Origin of the sequence: Micromonospora sp. NPDC047187 (assembly GCF_040643355.1) — a bacterium.
Taxonomy (GTDB): domain Bacteria; phylum Actinomycetota; class Actinomycetes; order Mycobacteriales; family Micromonosporaceae; genus Micromonospora; species Micromonospora salmantinae.
Window position 1 is genome coordinate 401,831 of sequence record NZ_JBEYUF010000001.1, and the last position, 16,213, is coordinate 418,043.

Sequence of the window (16,213 nt, forward strand, 5' to 3'; positions counted from 1 at the left end):
CAGCCTGCTGTACCACTGTCGTCGAGCTGACGGGATCGTCCCCGCCGCGCCGCCTGCCTAGCGTCGACGGCGTCGAGGAACGTTCGCCTAAGGGGGTAGTCATGACCGATCCGTACCGCATCGCCGAGGCCCCGGTCGCCGGACCGAAGAAGCCGGGCGGCCTGCTGCGCCCGCTGCTGTGGCTGGTGCTCTTCGTCAGCGCGGCGGCCAACGTGGTGCTGTCGACCGCGGCGGACAACCAGTGGATCAGCTCGGCGTTCGGCCTGGTGGCGGTGCTCTGCGCGGTCGCGCTGACCGTCCACCACCGCCGCAACCGCGCGCGAGAGTCGTAGGGACGCAGACCTCGCCCTCCCGTCGCGCTCGATCACCCTCGCCACTCCGCCCGCCCGGGTCGGCGATGTGGCTCAGGTCCTGGTTGGGTCGATCATGCGACTCCTCCTGCCCGGTGCAACCACGACCCCGCTCCTGCGTCGTCGAGTTCGTCATCGCCACCTGCGGCAACTACGGACGCGCGATGGCGATGGCCTGCGGCGCCATCGGCATGCCCTGCACCGTCGTGCTGCCCACCGGCTGGAGCGACGGCGGCACCTTCATGCGCGCAGCCGGCGCGAACGTGCATTTGATCGACGGCAGCTACGAGGACGCCGTCGACGAGTCCAGGCGACTGGCAACCCTCGACGGCGCCATCGACGGCAACGTCGACGGACCCTACGTCGACGCGGTGTTCACCGGCCACGGCACCGTCGCCCACGCCCTGCACGCCGAGCTGGACGAACCGCCGGCGGCGCTGTGGATCCCGGTGGGCAACGGCACCACCGTCATCGCCGTACACAAGGCGCTGAGTCAGCTCGGGTGGGACGTGCCGCTGCACGGCGTTACCACGACCGACCACAACCAGCCGCTGGTCAACTGGCACGCGCTACAGGGCCCCGAGGCCCTCGACGCGATCAGAGCCAGCGGCGGTGCCGTGCACGCGGCCACCGACGACGAACTGCTGACCGCGCGGCACCTGCTCGCCGAGTACGCAGCCCAGCCCACCGCCGCCGGCTCGGTCGCCCTGGCCGGGCTGCTCGCTCACGCCCGTAGCACCGCGTTGACCGGAACCCACGTCGTCCTGCTCAGCGGCCGCTGATCCCACCTACACCCGCCACCGAGGAAGAACCATGACGCTCACCGCCGCGCCCGCGTCCCTCCCTACCCCCGCGCCCACCCTGCTGTTCGCCCGCGCCCGCACCACCGGCGCCGACGAGCGCGTCTTCCTCTGCAAGCTCGGTGTCCTGGCCCTGATCACCGGAGCCGGGCCACCCTCGCCCTGCGTCCGGAGCCGGTAGCGGTCGTCGCAGGCGTGCTGCTGCTAGCCGCCATGTACACCCACGCGGTCGAGCTTCAACACCAGGTACTGCACCACCCCGCCTTCTACCGCACGCTGTGGCAGGCGCTGCGCGCCCCGAAGCAGCACCCCGAGTAACCGCGAGAGGACAGCTGATCGCTTACTCCGTGGGAGGCTTGACGACGCCAGCACAGCGCGGTTCTTCCGGATGTACGTGAATTGACGCGCTCCCGTGTCCGGGACCAGGCGACGGGTGGATGTACGCGTGGGCGTGGCAGGACCGGGCCCCCGGTCGGTTGCGTGCGAGTGGTCAGGCCTTGCCGCGTTCGTGAGGTCAGCCGGCCTGCCAGCCGGCAGGGTTGATGCCGCCGGGCACTGGCGCCGCACTGTCGTAGGGCTGCCGGGTGAAGATGAAGGTGCCAAGATCGAGGTGACTGACGGCGCCAGCCGCGTCGCGGTGCACCCGCAGCCGTTCGCCGGCGAAGTAGCCGTTGATCCCCTCCCAGCCACCGTCGCCGGTGGGGCGCAGCCGCGTGCCGCGCCCGCCGGACAGCGGTGTCAGCTCCAGGAAGCCATCAGCCTGCGGGCGCAGCGCATAAGGGGCCGGCCCCCAATACCACGGGCCGGCGAGATCCAGCAGCTGTGGGTCAACCGAGGGCAGCGGTCGCCACGGCGCAGGGATCCGCGGCTCCCGCTCGGCGACCGTCTGCAGTAGATCAGCGGCGAGAGTACCGGCGGACAGGCCAGCGGTCACGTTACCCATCACGACCGCGCCCAGAGCGTCATCGGGGCTGACCCACACGGTCGCGACGAAGCCCGGCATCGAGCCGGTGTGCCCGGACAACAGTCGGCCGTCGCGGCGCAGCAACTGCATGCCGAGCCCGTAGCCGCTGTCAAAGTCCGTCGCCTCCGGCGGGCTCGCCGGGTTGCGCATCTGGGCGACGGTGTCGGGATGGAGCACCCGGTCGTCGCCGTCGATGAGGAACGCGGCGAACCTGGCCAGGTCCGTTGCGGTCGACCACAGCTGCCCGGCAGGCGCCATCAGACCGGTGTCCACGGCGGGCTCCGCGAGGAGCACATCGGCCCAGGGATGCACTGCCCAGCCGGTGGCATGCGGCGCGACCGGCAGCAGGGTGGTGCGGGTCATCGCGAGCGGGTCCAGCACCTCGCGCCGTAGCACCTCGCCCCACGCCTGACCCCGAACCCGTTGCACCAGTGCGCCGAGCAGCGCATAGCCGGGGTTGGAGTAGTGGTGGCGCTGTCCGGCCGGATGCACCTGCGGATCGTCGCCCAGCACGTCGGCCAGGTCGGGCCGCAGCGTGCCCGGGGTTCGTTCCCACCATGGGCCGGGCGCCTCGGCGATCAGCCCGGCGGTGTGCGCCAGCAGCGCACCGACCGTGGCATGGCCCACCGCCGTGCCGGGCAGGTGCTCGGCCAGCGGGTCGGTAAGCGCGAGTCGCCCCTCGTCGCGCAGGCGCAGCACCAGCACCGCCAGGAAAGTCTTGGTGATCGAGCCGATCCGGTATTGGAGGTTGCCATCCGGCACCCTGCCGTCCACCGTTCCCCACCCGCCCATCCACACAGGACCACCGTCACGCACCACGGCAGCGACGACCGAAGGCGCCCTACCCGCTACCTGACCAGTGGCCAGCCGGTGGACCAGCGCACGTCGGGTTTCGGGTAGCAGTTGCGTCGGGATCGGTGACATGCGGGCAAATCTACCGGGCGGCCTGCACTGCCCCGTAACGATCTGAAGCGTCTGGATCTGCCGCTGATAAGGCGTGGCGTCCGTGAGGGCAGTCAATGATGGCCGGGGCCGTGGCAGCAGGTCGGGCACGCCGGGCGTCGGCGTGAACCGAGGCCGCTGGGACCAGCAGCCACGATCCGTTTCCCAACGATGTGCAGCACCGTCCATCCCAACCCGGCGGCAGCAGCCCGGTCACGAGCCGGGGGTCGGGGAAGCAGATGGGGAGCAACAGGCGAAGAGGTCACCGCGCCCGAAGGGCTCACCGATGCCGTACAGCGCGGCATGTCGGGCCGTCGAGAGACCCTCCGGCAATCGCGCTCATCCGGCTCCGTCGGTTGCGCGCCGGGAGGCCTGGACGTGTACGACCCCGCGCTGGCTCCGTGGCGCGGCACTAGAATGATCGGCCGGTGGGGGTTCCGGCGAGGGCTGGAGCTCGACCGGGCGACGCATGAGGACCTGCTGGCCGACCCGGAGGCACGCCCGGCTGGGACGTCGTCGGGTGAGGTTTGGCTGTTGGCGGTCTCCGTGGTGCTGGCCCTGCTGGGGGTGGCGGCGGTGGGCTACCTCGTTCCCACAACGCCACAGGAATTCGTCGGGGCGTAGCGCAGGTCCGGCGTCACCACCACCCGGCAGCGGCCCACCACCAGCCCTCCACCCGGCGGATCACCCAGCACGTCGATCGCAGCGGACGTCACCTCACCGCAGGGAAGTCATCTGGCCCTGAAGACTCCCGAGCCTTCTGCCTACGCTGGTACTACCCGTCGATCACCGGCGTCATGAGCGGCCATCGTGTCCTGCCGGCCGGGTTCCTCGGTCAGAATCGCGCAGTGCAGCCAGGCGTCCGGGATGGCGAAACCGTCCACGAGCGTTCGTAGGTGCGGGCGTAGCTCCTTGAGCAGTGCATTGACCACGCCCGTGATGGACTTGGCCCGCGCCGGCGTCAGCCGGCCGTGCTCCAGGAACCAGCCCTTGTTCGCCTCGATGACGCTGAGCGCGTACAGGTCACAGACCCGGGAGAGCAGCGCCCGGACCGCCGGATCGGCGGTGTCTTCGATGCCGGCGACGAACGCCTCCAGGGTGATCCGGTCGATGTGCGCGGCGGCGACGGTCAGGACATGGTCCTGGACGTCGTTGAAGATGTCGAAGGGGCGGTCCTTCTTGGTGGCCGCGCCGTTGCGCAGGCGGCGGACCGCGCCGTCGAGGAGGTGCCTCTCGCGGTCCTCAAAAACCTTCAGCTGCCAGCCTCGGTCGGTGACGGCGACTTCGTCGTCGCGACCGGGTACGGCGCTGATCAGCCGCTCGATGAGCGACCGCGCGGCGGTGCGTTCGAGCACCATCTCGCGGACCTGCTCGGCGACGAACGAGGCACGCCCCCAGCCGTCCAGCGAGCCGAACTCGTCCCGGTAGCCGGTGAGCAGTCCCTTGGCCACCAGCTGCAACAGCACCGTGTTGTCGCCCTCGAACGTGGTGAAGACGTCGGTGTCGGCCTTGAGGCTGGGTAGCCGGTTCTCGGCCAGGTAGCCGGCACCGCCGCACGCCTCACGGCACATCTGGATGGTGCGGGTCGCATGCCAGGTCTGCGCGGCCTTGAGACCGGCGGCCCGGGACTCCAACTCCCGCTGCTGGTGTTCGTCGACCGGCCCGTCGCCGCCCTGCACCTCACTGAGCGTGGCGACCAGCTCGGTCTGGGCGAAGTGCAGCGCGTACGCGGTGGCCAGGGCGGGCAGCAGCTTGCGCTGGTGGGCCAGGTAGTCGTTGAGCAGCACCTCCCGGCCGACGTCGGGGGTGCCGAACTGGCGGCGGATGTCGCCGTAGCGCACCGCGATCGTCAGCGCCGACTTGGTGGCCGCCGACGCGGCGCCGCCGACGCTCACCCGGCCGCGGACCAGGGTGCCGAGCATGGTGAAGAAGCGTCGGGAGTCGTTCTCGATCGGGCTGGAGTACGTCCCGTCCGGTGCGACCTGACCGTAGCGGTCCAGCAGCATGTCCCTCGGCACCTGTACGTGGTCGAAGGTGAGCCGCCCGTTGTCCACGCCGAGCAGGCCGGCCTTGGGCCCGGCGTCGCCGATGCGCACGCCAGGCAGGGGGTTGCCCTGCGCGTCGCGGATCGGCACCAACCACGCGTGTACGCCGTGCCGCCGGCCGTTCGTGACCAGCTGCGCGAAGACCACCGCCATCCGCCCGTCCCGGGCGGCGTTGCCGATGTAGTCCTTGCGGGCCGCCTCGTGCGGGGTGTGCAGGTCGAAGGTCTGCGTCTGCGGGTCGTACGTGCAGGTGGTGCGCAGCTGCTGGACGTCGGAGCCGTGCCCGGTCTCGGTCATGGCGAAGCAGCCGAAGATGGTGCCGGAGACGATGTCCCGGAGGTACGCGTCGTGGTGGCGGCGGGTGCCGAGGGCCGCGACCGCGCCGCCGAACAGGCCCCACTGCACTCCGGCCTTGACCATCAGTGACAGGTCGACCTGCGCCAGCATCTCGCTGGCGATGATCGAGCCGCCGACGTCGGAGCTGCCGCCGTACTCGGTGGGGAAGGCCGACGCCATACCCAGCTCGGCGGGGAGTTCGGTGAGCAACCGGGTGATCCGCTCCCGTGCCTGGTCACCGGTCTCGCCGTACACCGGGAGGAAGCGCTCGTCGAGGTGCTCCCGGTGCGCATTGCGCACCTTGGCCCACGGTCCGTCGAGCACGTCCCGCAGGCGAGCGAGGTCGATCTGATCGAGCATGGTTCCCCCCTCAGCTGACCGGCAATGGTGTCGGCAGTGCCCAACCAAGAATACCGACGCCTCGGTGAGTCGCTGAGGGAGACCGTGGTGAGAGGGCGCACCGATCACGTGACCCCACGCCTGCCTGATCGCTTGTCTCGACGATTTTGGGTGTCGGCTGAATGGGGACGGTGTCCCCGAACCGGGCCGCAATCGGAAGCTGCGGCACTGCACCGCAGATGAGATTACGCGATCGAGCCACGATGGAATATGACAGTTGTATGACAGTTCTCTATCAACCCCAACACATTCTGGAACTGCTCCCCGGTCGGCGTCGACTCGCTGGTGGGAGGCGATCCAGCGGGACGATCGGCGCAGGCTGCATCAATCCTGCCTGGTCTGACCGATGTGGGCGATGGGTTGCGCAACATCCGCCGGACGGCCAGTCTGGCACCGGTACTCGCGAATTTTTGTGTGCATATCCACAACCCTGCGGTGCCAACTGGATTTGTGGCGAGAGCATCGGTAGGTTTCGCCGCCGGGCCTATGTGACCCGCGGAATGTGATCGATGTTGATATCGATGAAGAGACGCGAAGATGGCGCCGGTGATGCGATACGCCAGCCGGTTTCCGTCGAGAGGGGGATCGTGTCCGCGCTCATAGTGCAGTCGCTCTACAAGATTTTCGGCAGCCGGGCTGACGAAGCGGTACGACGCCTGGCGGACGGCAAGCCCCGCACCGAGGCGCTCGCCGGGCTGCCGGCCACGGCCGCGGTGATCGATGCGAACTTCGAGGTGCGCCCCGGCGAGATCTTCGTCGTCATGGGCCTCTCCGGTTCCGGAAAGTCGACCCTGATCCGGATGCTCAACGGCCTGCTGCAGCCCACCAGGGGAAGCGTGCGGGTCGATGGGGTCGAGTTGACCACGCTCAGGCCGGCGGCGCTGCGCAAGCTGCGCCGCGAGAAGATCAGCATGGTGTTCCAGCACTTCGCGCTCATGCCGCATCGGACGGTGCTGGAGAACGCCGGGTACGCGCTGGAGGTCGCCGGGCTACCCAAGGCCGAGCGGCGTGAGCGGGCCATGGACGCGCTGCGCATGGTGGGCCTGACGGAGTGGGCGGACAATCTGCCGCACGACCTTTCCGGCGGCATGCGGCAGCGGGTCGGGTTGGCCCGCGCGCTCGCGGCCGGCACCGAGATTCTGCTGATGGACGAGGCGTTTTCGGCGCTGGACCCGCTGATCCGCCGGGAGATTCAGGACCAGCTCCTGGAGCTTCAGGCCGAACTGGGCAAGACGATCATCTTCATCACGCACGACCTGAACGAGGCCATGCGGCTCGGCGACCGGATCGCGGTGATGCGGGACGGTCGGATCGTGCAGATCGGCACCGCCGAGGAGATCCTGACCGACCCGGCCAACGACTACGTGGCGCAGTTCGTCGCCGACGTCGACCGGACCCGGATCCTCACCGCCGCGTCGGTGATGGAGAAGCCCCAGCAGGTGCTCGACGTCAACGCCGGTCCGCGGGTCGCCGCCAAGGCGTTGCGGGAAAGCCAAACCTCGGTGGTCTACGTGACCGGTCCGATGAAGCGGTTCCTCGGCACGGTCACCGAGGACGAGGTGTTGCGGGCGCTCCGCGAGGGTCGTCCCCACCTCGACGGTTACGTGTCGACCGAGCGGGTCCGCACTGTCACCGCGGACACCTCGGTGGCCGACCTCTTCGCCGACTGCGCGGAGAGTCAGCACCCGGTGGCTGTTCTCGACGAGCGTGACCGGCTGATCGGGGTGATTCCCCGGATCACGCTGCTCAGTGCGCTGGCCGCCGCGACCCCGGACGAGCCGACGCAGGGCCAGGACCAGGTGGAACTGGTCGGAACGAAGGGAGAGCCGGCATGAGCCGGACGCAGTCGCCGCTGGACAGTTGGCTGCCCCGGGTGCCGCTGGGCGCCTGGACCGAGTCCGCCGTCGACTGGGCCACCGCCACCCTCGGCCCGTTCTTCGACGGTGTCGCCGCCGTGGTCGAGGCGTTGGTGCGACCGCTCAACGACCTGCTCACCGGCGTACCGGCGGTGGTGGTCGTGCTGGTGCTCGCCGGGCTCGGCTGGTGGCTGCGCGGGTGGAAGTTCGCCCTCGGTACCGCGCTGGGCCTCGGCCTGGTGGCCGGAATGCCGTACTGGGAGGAGACCATGAGCACGCTCGCGCAGGTGCTCGTCGCCAGCACTCTGGCGTTGCTGATGGCTATCCCGCTGGGTGTGCTCGTCGCCGAGAACAAGCGGGCCTCCGCGGTGGCCCGGCCGGTGCTGGACCTGATGCAGACCATGCCCGCGTTCGTCTACCTCATTCCGGCGATCTTCTTCTTCGGCATCGGCACCGTGCCGGGCGTGCTGGCCACCCTGGTCTTCAGCATGCCGCCCGGCGTACGCCTGACCGAGTTGGGTCTGCGCCAGGTCGACAAGGAAATCGTCCAGGCCGCCGAGTCCTTCGGTGCGCCGCCGTGGATGGTGCTGCTGCGGACCAAGCTGCCGCTGGCACTGCCCACGATCATGACCGGCGTCAATCAGGTCATCATGCTGGCCCTGTCCATGGTGGTGATCGCCGGCATGGTGGGCGCCGGCGGCCTCGGCGACGTGATCATGTTCGCGTTGTCTCAGGTCGAGGTGGGCAGCGGCTTCGAAGGCGGGATCGCGGTCGTGATCCTCGCCGTGGTCCTCGACCGCCTCACCGACTCGGCGGGCGACCGTTTCCCGTCCGCCCGGGCGCAACGCCTCGCGCGGCAGGCCGCCTGACCGTCGCTCTCCGCCGGCAATCCCCTTTCCCGCGTACGCGGGGTCCGCCGGCATACCCGAAAGAGGAGGACAACCCTTTTGTTCACGACACTGAAGCGCGCCCTCGCGCTCACGGTGACCGCCACCCTGGCTCTCGGTGGTGCTGCCGCCTGCGGCGAGCAGGACGACGCGTCCGACAACGGCAAGAAGATCACCATTGGTTACATGGCCTGGGACGAGGCGATCGCGGCCTCCCACCTGTGGCAGGACATCCTGCAGGACAAGGGCTACGAGGTCGAACTCAAGAACCTGGAGGCCGGTCTCGTCTACGGCGGTCTCGCCAACGGCGACATCGACCTGTTCCTGGACAGCTGGCTACCCCAGACGCACGCCTCCTACCTGGAGAAGTACGGCGACAAGCTGGAGAAGCTCGGCGTCTGGTACGACGACGCCAGCCTGAGCATCGCCGTGCCGAAATACGTCGAGGGCGTCAACTCGCTGGCTGACCTGGCCGGCAAGGCCGGCAGCTTCGACGGGGAAATCATCGGGATCGAGCCGGGTGCAGGCCTGACCAAGGCCACCCAGGAGAAGGTCATCCCCGAGTACGGCCTGGACGGCAAGCTGAAGCTGAAGACCTCCTCCACGCCGGCGATGCTGGCCGCCTTGGACGGCGCGATCGCCGACAAGAAGCCGATCGTTGTCACCCTCTGGCACCCGCACTGGGCCTACGCCAAGTACGACCTGAAGGACCTCACCGACCCCAAGGGCACCCTCGGCCAGGCCGAGCAGATCAACACACTCGCCCGCACCGGCTTCGGCAAGGACTTCCCCGAGGTCACCGCGATGCTGAAGAAGTTCAAGATGGACGGTGAGCAGCTCGCGTCCCTGGAGGACCTGATGTTCAACACCCATAAGGGCGACGAGGAGAAGGCCGTCGAGGAGTGGCTGAAGGCCAACCCGGAGTATCCCAACACGCTTTCCTGAACCGCATGACTCGAGGGGCCCCGCCGGTTCGGCGGGGCCCCTCGTCGTCTCCGCCAGTCGCTCGACGTCCCGTCACGAACGGGCACGGTGAGCCGTCACGAAAACGGGCCGGAAGCGTCATCGTTTCGTCGTCTAGTCCCGGCCGCTCCTTGGGTAGCGAATAAGAATCAGACGCTACGGAAGGAGCAGCTCATGCCACACGACACGACGGCGATTCTGGTCAAGCTCAGTGACTCCGGGCAGACGATCGCGGATGCCGAGCACGACGTGCGCGGTCGACGCGTCCTCGACGTCGACGGTGACGACCTGGGCAAGGTCGATGACCTGCTGATCGATCGCGAGGAGCACAAGGTGCGGTTCCTGCGCGTCGAGCACGGGGGGATCCTCGGCATCGGCGCGACCGCGACGTTCCTCCCCGTCGAGGCGGTCAGTGACGTCACCGACGACACCGTGCGGGTCGACCTGACTCGGGAGAAGATCGAGCAGGCCCCAACGTACGACCCGGAGGTCGTCGAGGAAACCGGCTACTACCAGGACGTGTACTGGTATTACGGCTACGCGCCGTTCTTTAGCCCGCGTGGGGTTGCGGCGCCGTACCCGGTGCCCCCGACCCGACGCTGAGTTTCGGCTGTCCCCCGACCGGCCGGTGTTTCGGCGGCCGGACACGACCCGCCGAAACGCCGAATCATCTGTGAGGGAACGTCATGACCTACGTCCCCTGGTTTCTGCCCGAGGATCTTCCATCGTTGATCCAGGTCCAGCCGGCCTCTGAGGATGCCCGGCTGGCCTGCCGGCTGCTGGAGAGCATGCAGCGCCATCCCCGCTTACGTCACGAACGCATCTGCATCGAAGTGCAGAACCGCGTGGTCATCCTGGACGGCGTGGTCACGTGTGCCGACGTGAGTAGGGAGGCCCACGCGCGCGCCTGGAACACTGCGGGTGTGCACGACGTCAACAACCGGCTACGACCCTTGGAGCGGTGACAGTCGGCTCCAACGGACACCGTTGACGGTGGGCTCCCCGGCCACAGCACATGCCGGTGGCCGCTGGTGAGGGCGGGCCGGTCTGATGACGACCATCGGACCGGCTGCCCTCAACCTCCCGGCGCCATCGGCCAGATGGCCCAGATCCGCCACCGTCGTTCGCGCCGTGCATGTTGCCGTGGTCGGTGATCGCCACAGCTGCGGGTCGTTTGTCGAGCTCATATTCCATGCCCGGCAAGGCACAAGGAGACCGTCAACGGCCGTTGGTCGGAACGCTGACGGTTTCCAGCGGTTGCGGTGGGTGGATGGTGATGCTTTGTGTCACCGATGCCACCTTGATGGCGTTTTCCGCGAAGCGGTCCAGTACTCGTCGGGTGACTTGGTCCTTGACCTGTCGGGCGGCGCGTACGGGCACGACGAATCGTGCCGACAGTTCGACCCAGTTTGAGGTGGCGCGGACGAACACGCGCGGGTCGACCTCTGCCTCGGCGACTGGGTAGCGGCGGCGCATCTGTTCGATGGCGTGTCGCGCCTCGACGGTTGAGGAGATGGTCTGCGCCTCCTCGCAGAGGATGCGTTCGGCGAGGTGCCAGTCCGCTTCGTAGGGGATGGGTAGCGTCAGATCTTCCCACAGGTGGTCCAGCACGGTGCTGCTGTTGTACACCGGGGTGGTGAAGACGAGGTGGTTCGACAGGGATACCACCCGTCCGGTGTACTGGCGTCCGCGGATCCAGGATTCCGGGTCGGAGGAGGAGCCGCTTTCCAGGATGCGGGTGCGTAGTGGGGTGATGTCCAGGACGTCACCACGTACCCCACACATCTGGATGCGGTCACCGACGCGGTACTGCCGCCCGGTGAGGATGCTGATCCATCCGGCGAACGCGCCGATGACCTCCTGCATGGCCAGCGCGAGACCGGCGGCGAGCAGGCCGACGACCACGCCGATCCGGCCGGCGAACGGCTGCCACAGCAGCGCCAGTGCGAACAGCAATACCACGACGGTCAGGTAGTGCACGGCCTTTCGCAGGTAGTAGCGGTTGCTGGTGCCTGCGACCCGCAGGGTGGCCAGGCGACCAGCGACCCCGGCGAGGACAACGGCCAGCACGATCAACACGACGCTGGTCACGAGGCGACCACTCACGCTGCTCGTGTCCCAGACAGCCTCCAGCAACCGCTCCATACCGCATGCCCATCCTCGGCGGCAACAGCCGCTTGATATCCCTTGCGTCGGTTCAACCATAGGCAGCCGCCTGCGGCGGAATCTGGGGAAACGCCCTGGTGCGGGGCAAGCCCAGCCGGAAGGGTGGTGCGGTCCGGACGGTTGACCCGGCGGGACGGCCACCGCCTCGGGTCTCGATGGATGCCGTTGTCGTGCTGGGCCTGATCGCCGCCGTCGGTGAGGCCGCCGAGCGTCCCGGCCACCGCCGTTGCGTTCCCGCACGCCGAGAACGGCACCGTCGGCGGGCCGTTATGATCTGCGAGGTCTGTGGAGCGCCGGGAAGTCTGGTCGGCACCGTGTTGAACCCTGCGTCCCGGAGGTTTCCTGTGCTGCTCCTCTGCTTCGCCGCTGTCCTGCTCGTCGCCGTGCTCGTGTCGGCGCTCGCGCACCGGACGATCCTGTCCACGGCGGCGCTGTTCCTGGTCGCCGGCTTCGCCCTCGGTGAGGACACCACCGGGGTGTTGCACCTGCAGGCCGACTCGCCGATCGTGGCTCAACTGGCCGAATTGGCCCTGTTCGCGGTGCTGTTCAGCGACGGGATGCGCGTGGGCTGGGCGGACCTGCGCAGCGCGTGGCGGCTGCCCGGCCGGGCGTTGGGCTGGGGTCTGCCGCTGACGCTGCTGGTGACCGCAGTGCTGGCGCACTATGTGGCCGGGTTGGGCTGGGCGGAGGCCCTCCTCATCGGGGCGATCCTGGCGCCCACGGATCCGGTGTTCGCGGCCGCGTTGGTCGGCAACGACAAGGTGCCCGCGCGGCTGCGGCACCTCCTCAACGTCGAGTCCGGGGTGAACGACGGACTCGCGCTGCCGTTCGTGGTGGTGCTGCTCGCGGTCGCGGCCGGCTCCGACAACCTGCACCTGGGTGAGTTGACCACTGAACTGGCGGTCGGCCTGGCGATCGGGGTGCTGGTGCCGCTGGCGGCGCTCGCGCTGGAGCGAACCCGCTTCTTCGCTGCCTCGGCGGCGTACGCGCCGCTGAACGGGGTCGCGATCGGGCTGCTGGTGCTGGCGCTCGGCAAGGCTACCCACGGCAATTTGTTCCTTGCCGCCTTCGCTGCCGGTATCACGGTGGCGTCCTTCGGACCCAGGGAACGTGCGGCGTTCGAGCACTTCGGGGAGAACATCGCCGAATTGCTCAAGCTGGGGGCGCTGCTGGTGTTCGGTGCCTTGATCTCGGTGGAGTTCCTCGGTGACATCTCCTGGACCGGTTGGGTCTTCGCCGTTCTGGCCATCGTGGTCGCCCGCCCGATCGCACTGTGGATCTCGTTCCTGCGCTCCGGGCTGAGCCTGCGGGAGCAGGCGGCCGCCATGTGGTTCGGGCCCAAGGGCTTCGCCTCGGTGGTCTACGGCCTGCTGGTAGTCGAGTCCGGCATCGCCGCAGCGGACGAGATCTTCCACCTGGTCGCGCTCACGATCGTCATCTCGATCCTGGCGCACTCCTCGACCGACGTCGTGATCGCTCAGGCCTTTGACGACACCCGCGACACGCCCAACTGGCACGACGCGCTGCGCCGGGTGCGTCGGCGGATAGCGGTCCCGCGTCGGCCTGCCGGCGACCCTGCGGCGGTTGCCGCGCCGGATATCGACGGTGAGGCCGAGGACGGTCAGGCAAACGCGAAGTAGCGGAGCGGGTGGCGCTGACGGCGATGACATTGCCACCGAGGCCGACGTCAAGCGCGAGCGCCACCATGGCGGGGGAGGACGGCACGGTCACGGCTCGCACGACGACTCGCGTGCTCTGAGACGCCACCGAGCCGGCGGTCTGCAGGTGGATGACCCGACGTCTGAGTGCGCCACACCCCCGACCGTGTTTGTGATGGGGCTGGTCAGGCACTCAGGTCGCGCCGGCGGTAGCCGATCGCGCCGGCGACCACTCCTGCTGCGGCGATGCCGGCCATCACCAACGCTGGTGGCCATGCCGGTGCGGTGGCCGGCACCGCGGCCAGGTGTGCGAACGGGGACAGCGCACGGATCCAGGAGGGCGCGTCGACGCTGTCGGCAAGGACCTGCCACAGGAACCCGCCGGCGGCCGGAAGAGCGCCGATCGCTGCGACGGTGCGCGGCGCCCATCCGAGCGCCAGGACGGCAGCTCCCAGACACAGCAGCACGACCGGTACGACGTTCCAGGCGCCGGCGAGCGCGTCGCCGGGCGCGAGGCCGGCATGGACAGTGGCCGTGCCGGCCCACATGGCGATGCCCGCGACCGTGATCAGGGCCAGCGCGGCGCAGCCAGCGACGGCCGCTTCGGCGGCCAACAGCCGTGCCCGGGTCACCGGTGCGGCCAGCAGCAGGGTGAGACGCCGGGCGTTCTCGTCCGCGGCGGTGGCGGCGAGCCGCACGGCGACGAACACCCCGACCGGAACGGCCAGCAGCGCGTACAGGGTCGCCGCGTAGCCCTCGACCGTGCCGAGCGCCGGAAAACCAGCCTGGGCCGCCATGGTCGCGAACTCGGGGTTGCCGGTCAGGAATTCGGTCATGGACCGGGCGATCAGGCCAAGGAGCAGGAAGTACGCGCCGATCCCGGCCGACCAGGCGGCCAGCGGTCGCATGGTGCGCCGTACTGCGAAGGCGACCACCGAACCGAGCAGGGCGGTACGCGCCGGCCGGCTGCCGGGCGTCGCAAGGATTCCCGCGCCGACGTCACGCCGCGCCGCGAGCCGACCGGCGAGGGCCAGCAGCAGCACCGCGGCGAACGCCAGCACCGACACCGGCAACCCGCGATTAGTGTCGAACGGGCGGGTCAGCGCCAACAGCCCGAACGGCGACAGCCACCGGAGCCAGGCCAGCGCTGGTACACCGTCACCGACCATCCGCATGAGGAGCCCGACGACCAGGACGGTGGCCGCGACACCGTTGGCAGCCGACCGGCTGACGAACAGCTGCGCGGTGACGCCCCCGACGGCGACGAAGAAGAGCCCGACGGCAGCGAGGGCGCTGCCGTGCAACAACGAACCGGTTTCGCCCACGCCTGCAGCGATCATCGCCACCGCCGTCGCCACCCCAACGAGGATCGGAACGACGGCCAGCACACCGAGATGCTGGCGGACCGCCTCGGCGAGGGTGATGCGGCCGGACAGCAACAGACCCCACCGGCCAGCGTCCTCCTCACCACGGGTGATCCGAGTAGCGCTCAGCATCGCCCACACACCGAGCAGGACGGCCAGGACGGTGCCCGTGCGCCACACCGTGAATCCGCCCGCCTGGTCGAGCGCGACGGGCTCACCGAACAGTGTGCGGATCGCGGGGTTGCGGGCCAGCGCCGCCAAGGCGGCCGGATCCAGCGCCTCGCTGTGGTAGCCGACGGCCACCAGCGCGGACATCCCCGCGCAGACAGCGGTCACGACCAGGGCACCACGGCGCACCTGGCGCACCGCGAGCCCTCTGAGCACACGCTGCGGGCGGGCTGGCGCCGTCGTGGTCGCGATCATCGGGCGTTCTGCCCGTAGTAGGCGAGGAAGATCTCCTCCAGGCTCTGCTCGCGGACGACTATCGTCGCCACGTCAGCGTCGGCCAGGGCGCGCAGCGCCGCGGCGGGGGAGCCGCTCAGGGTGAACCGCACAGACGTCGCAGCGTCTTCGTGTACGTCGTCGACGCCGGGGATGCCGGCGAGGTTCGGTGGTGTGCCGGTGAACGTTGCGGTCACTTCGGTGTGGTGCAATTGGCGCAGCTGCGCGACAGATGCCACTTCCACCAGTTCACCTGCCCGCAGGATGCCGACGCGGTCGCAGACGGCCTCGACCTCGGCGAGTTGGTGGGAGCTGAGGAACACCGTCTGCCCGTTGTCGCGGGCAACCCCTACTGCCTGCCGGAACTGCAGTTCCATGAGCGGGTCCAGGCCGCTGGTCGGCTCGTCCAGCACCAGCAGCGGTGCCCGGGTGGCGAACGCCGCGATCAGAGCAACCTTCTGCCGGTTGCCCGTCGAGTAGGTGCCGGCCGGTTTGGACACGTCCAGCGCGAATCGTTGGATGAGCTCGTCGCGGTAGGCGGTGTCCGTGCCGGGGCCGATGCGGGCGAGCAGGTCCAGCACCTCGGCGCCGGTCATCCGTGGCCACAGCGCCACATCCGCGGGCACGTAGGCGAGCCTGCGGTGGGCGGCGGCAACGTCGGCGGCGTCGGTGTCGAAGATCCACGCCCGTCCGGAGGTGGGTCGGGCAAGGCCGAGCAGCAGCCGGATCGTCGTTGACTTCCCGGCGCCGTTGGGGCCGAGAAAACCGAACACCTCGCCCGCCGCGACGTCGAGGCTGAGGCCATCGAGGGCAAGTAGCCGCCCATAACGCTTGGAAAGATTTTCGGTACGCAGGGCAGAAACGCTCATCGGAGCCTCCAGAGCCGCAGCACGACATGACTGCCGACCAGACTTCCCGGCGCACCTGACGTGAGAGTACTCCCGGCGGTCGCGGCGCGTACGCCGCCCGGGCTGGCGTTCGGGCCAAGACCTTCCGATGTTCGGCAACCGCCTCAGCGTTATGTCGGCCGGATGCTGACCTG

16 protein-coding genes are annotated in these 16,213 nt (G+C 69.2%); 11 read left to right on the top strand and 5 right to left on the bottom strand.

Annotated elements, in window-relative coordinates; all coding sequences use genetic code 11:
- The first annotated feature begins 101 nt into the window (after window positions 1-101).
- The 4 genes from ABZ794_RS01695 (at window position 102) to ABZ794_RS01710 (ending at window position 1,468) form a co-directional block, all read left to right on the top strand.
- A complete protein-coding gene (locus ABZ794_RS01695; RefSeq protein ID WP_210780647.1) occupies window positions 102-332 on the top strand; it encodes a hypothetical protein in 231 nt (76 codons plus the stop codon).
- A gap of 113 nt (window positions 333-445) precedes the next feature.
- The gene (locus ABZ794_RS01700) at window positions 446-1,132 is read left to right on the top strand and encodes a pyridoxal-phosphate dependent enzyme (RefSeq protein WP_210780646.1); all 687 of its coding nucleotides are present in this window, start codon (window positions 446-448) and stop codon (window positions 1,130-1,132) included.
- 31 nt (window positions 1,133-1,163) lie between these two features.
- Window positions 1,164-1,331 carry a hypothetical protein gene (locus tag ABZ794_RS01705; protein ID WP_210780645.1) on the top strand — a complete coding sequence of 56 codons (168 nt, stop codon included), beginning with the start codon at window positions 1,164-1,166 and terminating at the stop codon, window positions 1,329-1,331.
- A 14-nt stretch (window positions 1,332-1,345) separates the two neighbouring features.
- Window positions 1,346-1,468, top strand: coding sequence for a hypothetical protein (locus tag ABZ794_RS01710; RefSeq protein ID WP_255750022.1), 123 nt, complete (start codon window positions 1,346-1,348; stop codon window positions 1,466-1,468).
- Between the two features lie 196 nt (window positions 1,469-1,664).
- Here ABZ794_RS01710 and ABZ794_RS01715 read toward each other — a convergent pair whose 3' ends face one another.
- Window positions 1,665-3,167 carry a serine hydrolase domain-containing protein gene (locus ABZ794_RS01715; RefSeq protein WP_238688365.1) on the bottom strand — a complete coding sequence of 501 codons (1,503 nt, stop codon included), beginning with the start codon at window positions 3,165-3,167 and terminating at the stop codon, window positions 1,665-1,667.
- Between the two features lie 306 nt (window positions 3,168-3,473).
- On the opposite strand from ABZ794_RS01715, the gene ABZ794_RS01720 reads away from it, so the two are divergent.
- Window positions 3,474-3,680: a hypothetical protein gene (locus ABZ794_RS01720; protein ID WP_210780644.1), complete on the top strand. Its 207-nt coding sequence runs from the start codon at window positions 3,474-3,476 to the stop codon at window positions 3,678-3,680.
- A 140-nt stretch (window positions 3,681-3,820) separates the two neighbouring features.
- Here the strand turns inward: ABZ794_RS01720 and ABZ794_RS01725 are convergent, their stop codons facing one another.
- Window positions 3,821-5,797 carry an acyl-CoA dehydrogenase gene (locus ABZ794_RS01725; protein WP_210780643.1) on the bottom strand — a complete coding sequence of 659 codons (1,977 nt, stop codon included), beginning with the start codon at window positions 5,795-5,797 and terminating at the stop codon, window positions 3,821-3,823.
- A gap of 626 nt (window positions 5,798-6,423) precedes the next feature.
- Here ABZ794_RS01725 and ABZ794_RS01730 point away from each other — a divergent pair.
- The 5 genes from ABZ794_RS01730 to ABZ794_RS01750 all read left to right on the top strand — a co-directional run bounded on the left by ABZ794_RS01730 (window position 6,424) and on the right by ABZ794_RS01750 (window position 10,507).
- Window positions 6,424-7,671, top strand: coding sequence for a glycine betaine/L-proline ABC transporter ATP-binding protein (locus ABZ794_RS01730; RefSeq protein WP_307850420.1), 1,248 nt, complete (start codon window positions 6,424-6,426; stop codon window positions 7,669-7,671).
- Window positions 7,668-8,561: an ABC transporter permease subunit gene (locus tag ABZ794_RS01735; RefSeq protein WP_210780641.1), complete on the top strand. Its 894-nt coding sequence runs from the start codon at window positions 7,668-7,670 to the stop codon at window positions 8,559-8,561. Before ABZ794_RS01730 ends, ABZ794_RS01735 begins: the two co-directional genes overlap by 4 nt.
- Window positions 8,562-8,639: 78 nt before the next feature.
- Complete coding sequence (locus tag ABZ794_RS01740; RefSeq protein ID WP_210780640.1) at window positions 8,640-9,524, top strand: glycine betaine ABC transporter substrate-binding protein; 885 nt, start codon at window positions 8,640-8,642, stop codon at window positions 9,522-9,524.
- 192 nt (window positions 9,525-9,716) lie between these two features.
- The gene (locus ABZ794_RS01745) at window positions 9,717-10,145 is read left to right on the top strand and encodes a PRC-barrel domain-containing protein (RefSeq protein WP_210780639.1); all 429 of its coding nucleotides are present in this window, start codon (window positions 9,717-9,719) and stop codon (window positions 10,143-10,145) included.
- Between the two features lie 83 nt (window positions 10,146-10,228).
- Window positions 10,229-10,507 carry a BON domain-containing protein gene (locus tag ABZ794_RS01750; RefSeq protein WP_210780638.1) on the top strand — a complete coding sequence of 93 codons (279 nt, stop codon included), beginning with the start codon at window positions 10,229-10,231 and terminating at the stop codon, window positions 10,505-10,507.
- A gap of 253 nt (window positions 10,508-10,760) precedes the next feature.
- Here ABZ794_RS01750 and ABZ794_RS01755 read toward each other — a convergent pair whose 3' ends face one another.
- On the bottom strand, window positions 10,761-11,687 hold the full coding sequence (locus ABZ794_RS01755; protein ID WP_357513759.1) for a mechanosensitive ion channel family protein: 927 nt from the start codon (window positions 11,685-11,687) through the stop codon (window positions 10,761-10,763).
- A gap of 365 nt (window positions 11,688-12,052) precedes the next feature.
- Here ABZ794_RS01755 and ABZ794_RS01760 point away from each other — a divergent pair, with 365 nt between their 5' ends.
- Entirely contained in the window at window positions 12,053-13,348 is a 1,296-nt protein-coding gene (locus ABZ794_RS01760; protein ID WP_238688370.1) for a cation:proton antiporter, read from the top strand.
- A gap of 203 nt (window positions 13,349-13,551) precedes the next feature.
- Here ABZ794_RS01760 and ABZ794_RS01765 read toward each other — a convergent pair whose 3' ends face one another.
- Both ABZ794_RS01765 and ABZ794_RS01770 read right to left on the bottom strand, forming a co-directional pair.
- Window positions 13,552-15,153 carry a hypothetical protein gene (locus ABZ794_RS01765; RefSeq protein ID WP_357513761.1) on the bottom strand — a complete coding sequence of 534 codons (1,602 nt, stop codon included), beginning with the start codon at window positions 15,151-15,153 and terminating at the stop codon, window positions 13,552-13,554.
- Window positions 15,150-16,040 (bottom strand): ABC transporter ATP-binding protein, encoded by an 891-nt coding sequence (locus ABZ794_RS01770; RefSeq protein WP_210780635.1) that lies wholly within the window; start codon window positions 16,038-16,040, stop codon window positions 15,150-15,152. The genes ABZ794_RS01765 and ABZ794_RS01770 overlap by 4 nt, the downstream gene beginning before the upstream one ends.
- Between the last annotated feature and the right edge of the window lie 173 nt (window positions 16,041-16,213).

Coding starts and splice junctions, on each gene's coding strand:
- ABZ794_RS01695 (WP_210780647.1), top strand. CDS start 102: ATGACCGATCCGTACCGCATCGCCGAGGCCCCGGTCGCCGGACCGAAG.
- ABZ794_RS01705 (WP_210780645.1), top strand. CDS start 1,164: ATGACGCTCACCGCCGCGCCCGCGTCCCTCCCTACCCCCGCGCCCACC.
- ABZ794_RS01720 (WP_210780644.1), top strand. CDS start 3,474: ATGATCGGCCGGTGGGGGTTCCGGCGAGGGCTGGAGCTCGACCGGGCG.
- ABZ794_RS01725 (WP_210780643.1), bottom strand. CDS start 5,797: ATGCTCGATCAGATCGACCTCGCTCGCCTGCGGGACGTGCTCGACGGA.
- ABZ794_RS01735 (WP_210780641.1), top strand. CDS start 7,668: ATGAGCCGGACGCAGTCGCCGCTGGACAGTTGGCTGCCCCGGGTGCCG.
- ABZ794_RS01745 (WP_210780639.1), top strand. CDS start 9,717: ATGCCACACGACACGACGGCGATTCTGGTCAAGCTCAGTGACTCCGGG.
- ABZ794_RS01750 (WP_210780638.1), top strand. CDS start 10,229: ATGACCTACGTCCCCTGGTTTCTGCCCGAGGATCTTCCATCGTTGATC.
- ABZ794_RS01755 (WP_357513759.1), bottom strand. CDS start 11,687: ATGGAGCGGTTGCTGGAGGCTGTCTGGGACACGAGCAGCGTGAGTGGT.
- ABZ794_RS01765 (WP_357513761.1), bottom strand. CDS start 15,153: ATGATCGCGACCACGACGGCGCCAGCCCGCCCGCAGCGTGTGCTCAGA.
- ABZ794_RS01770 (WP_210780635.1), bottom strand. CDS start 16,040: ATGAGCGTTTCTGCCCTGCGTACCGAAAATCTTTCCAAGCGTTATGGG.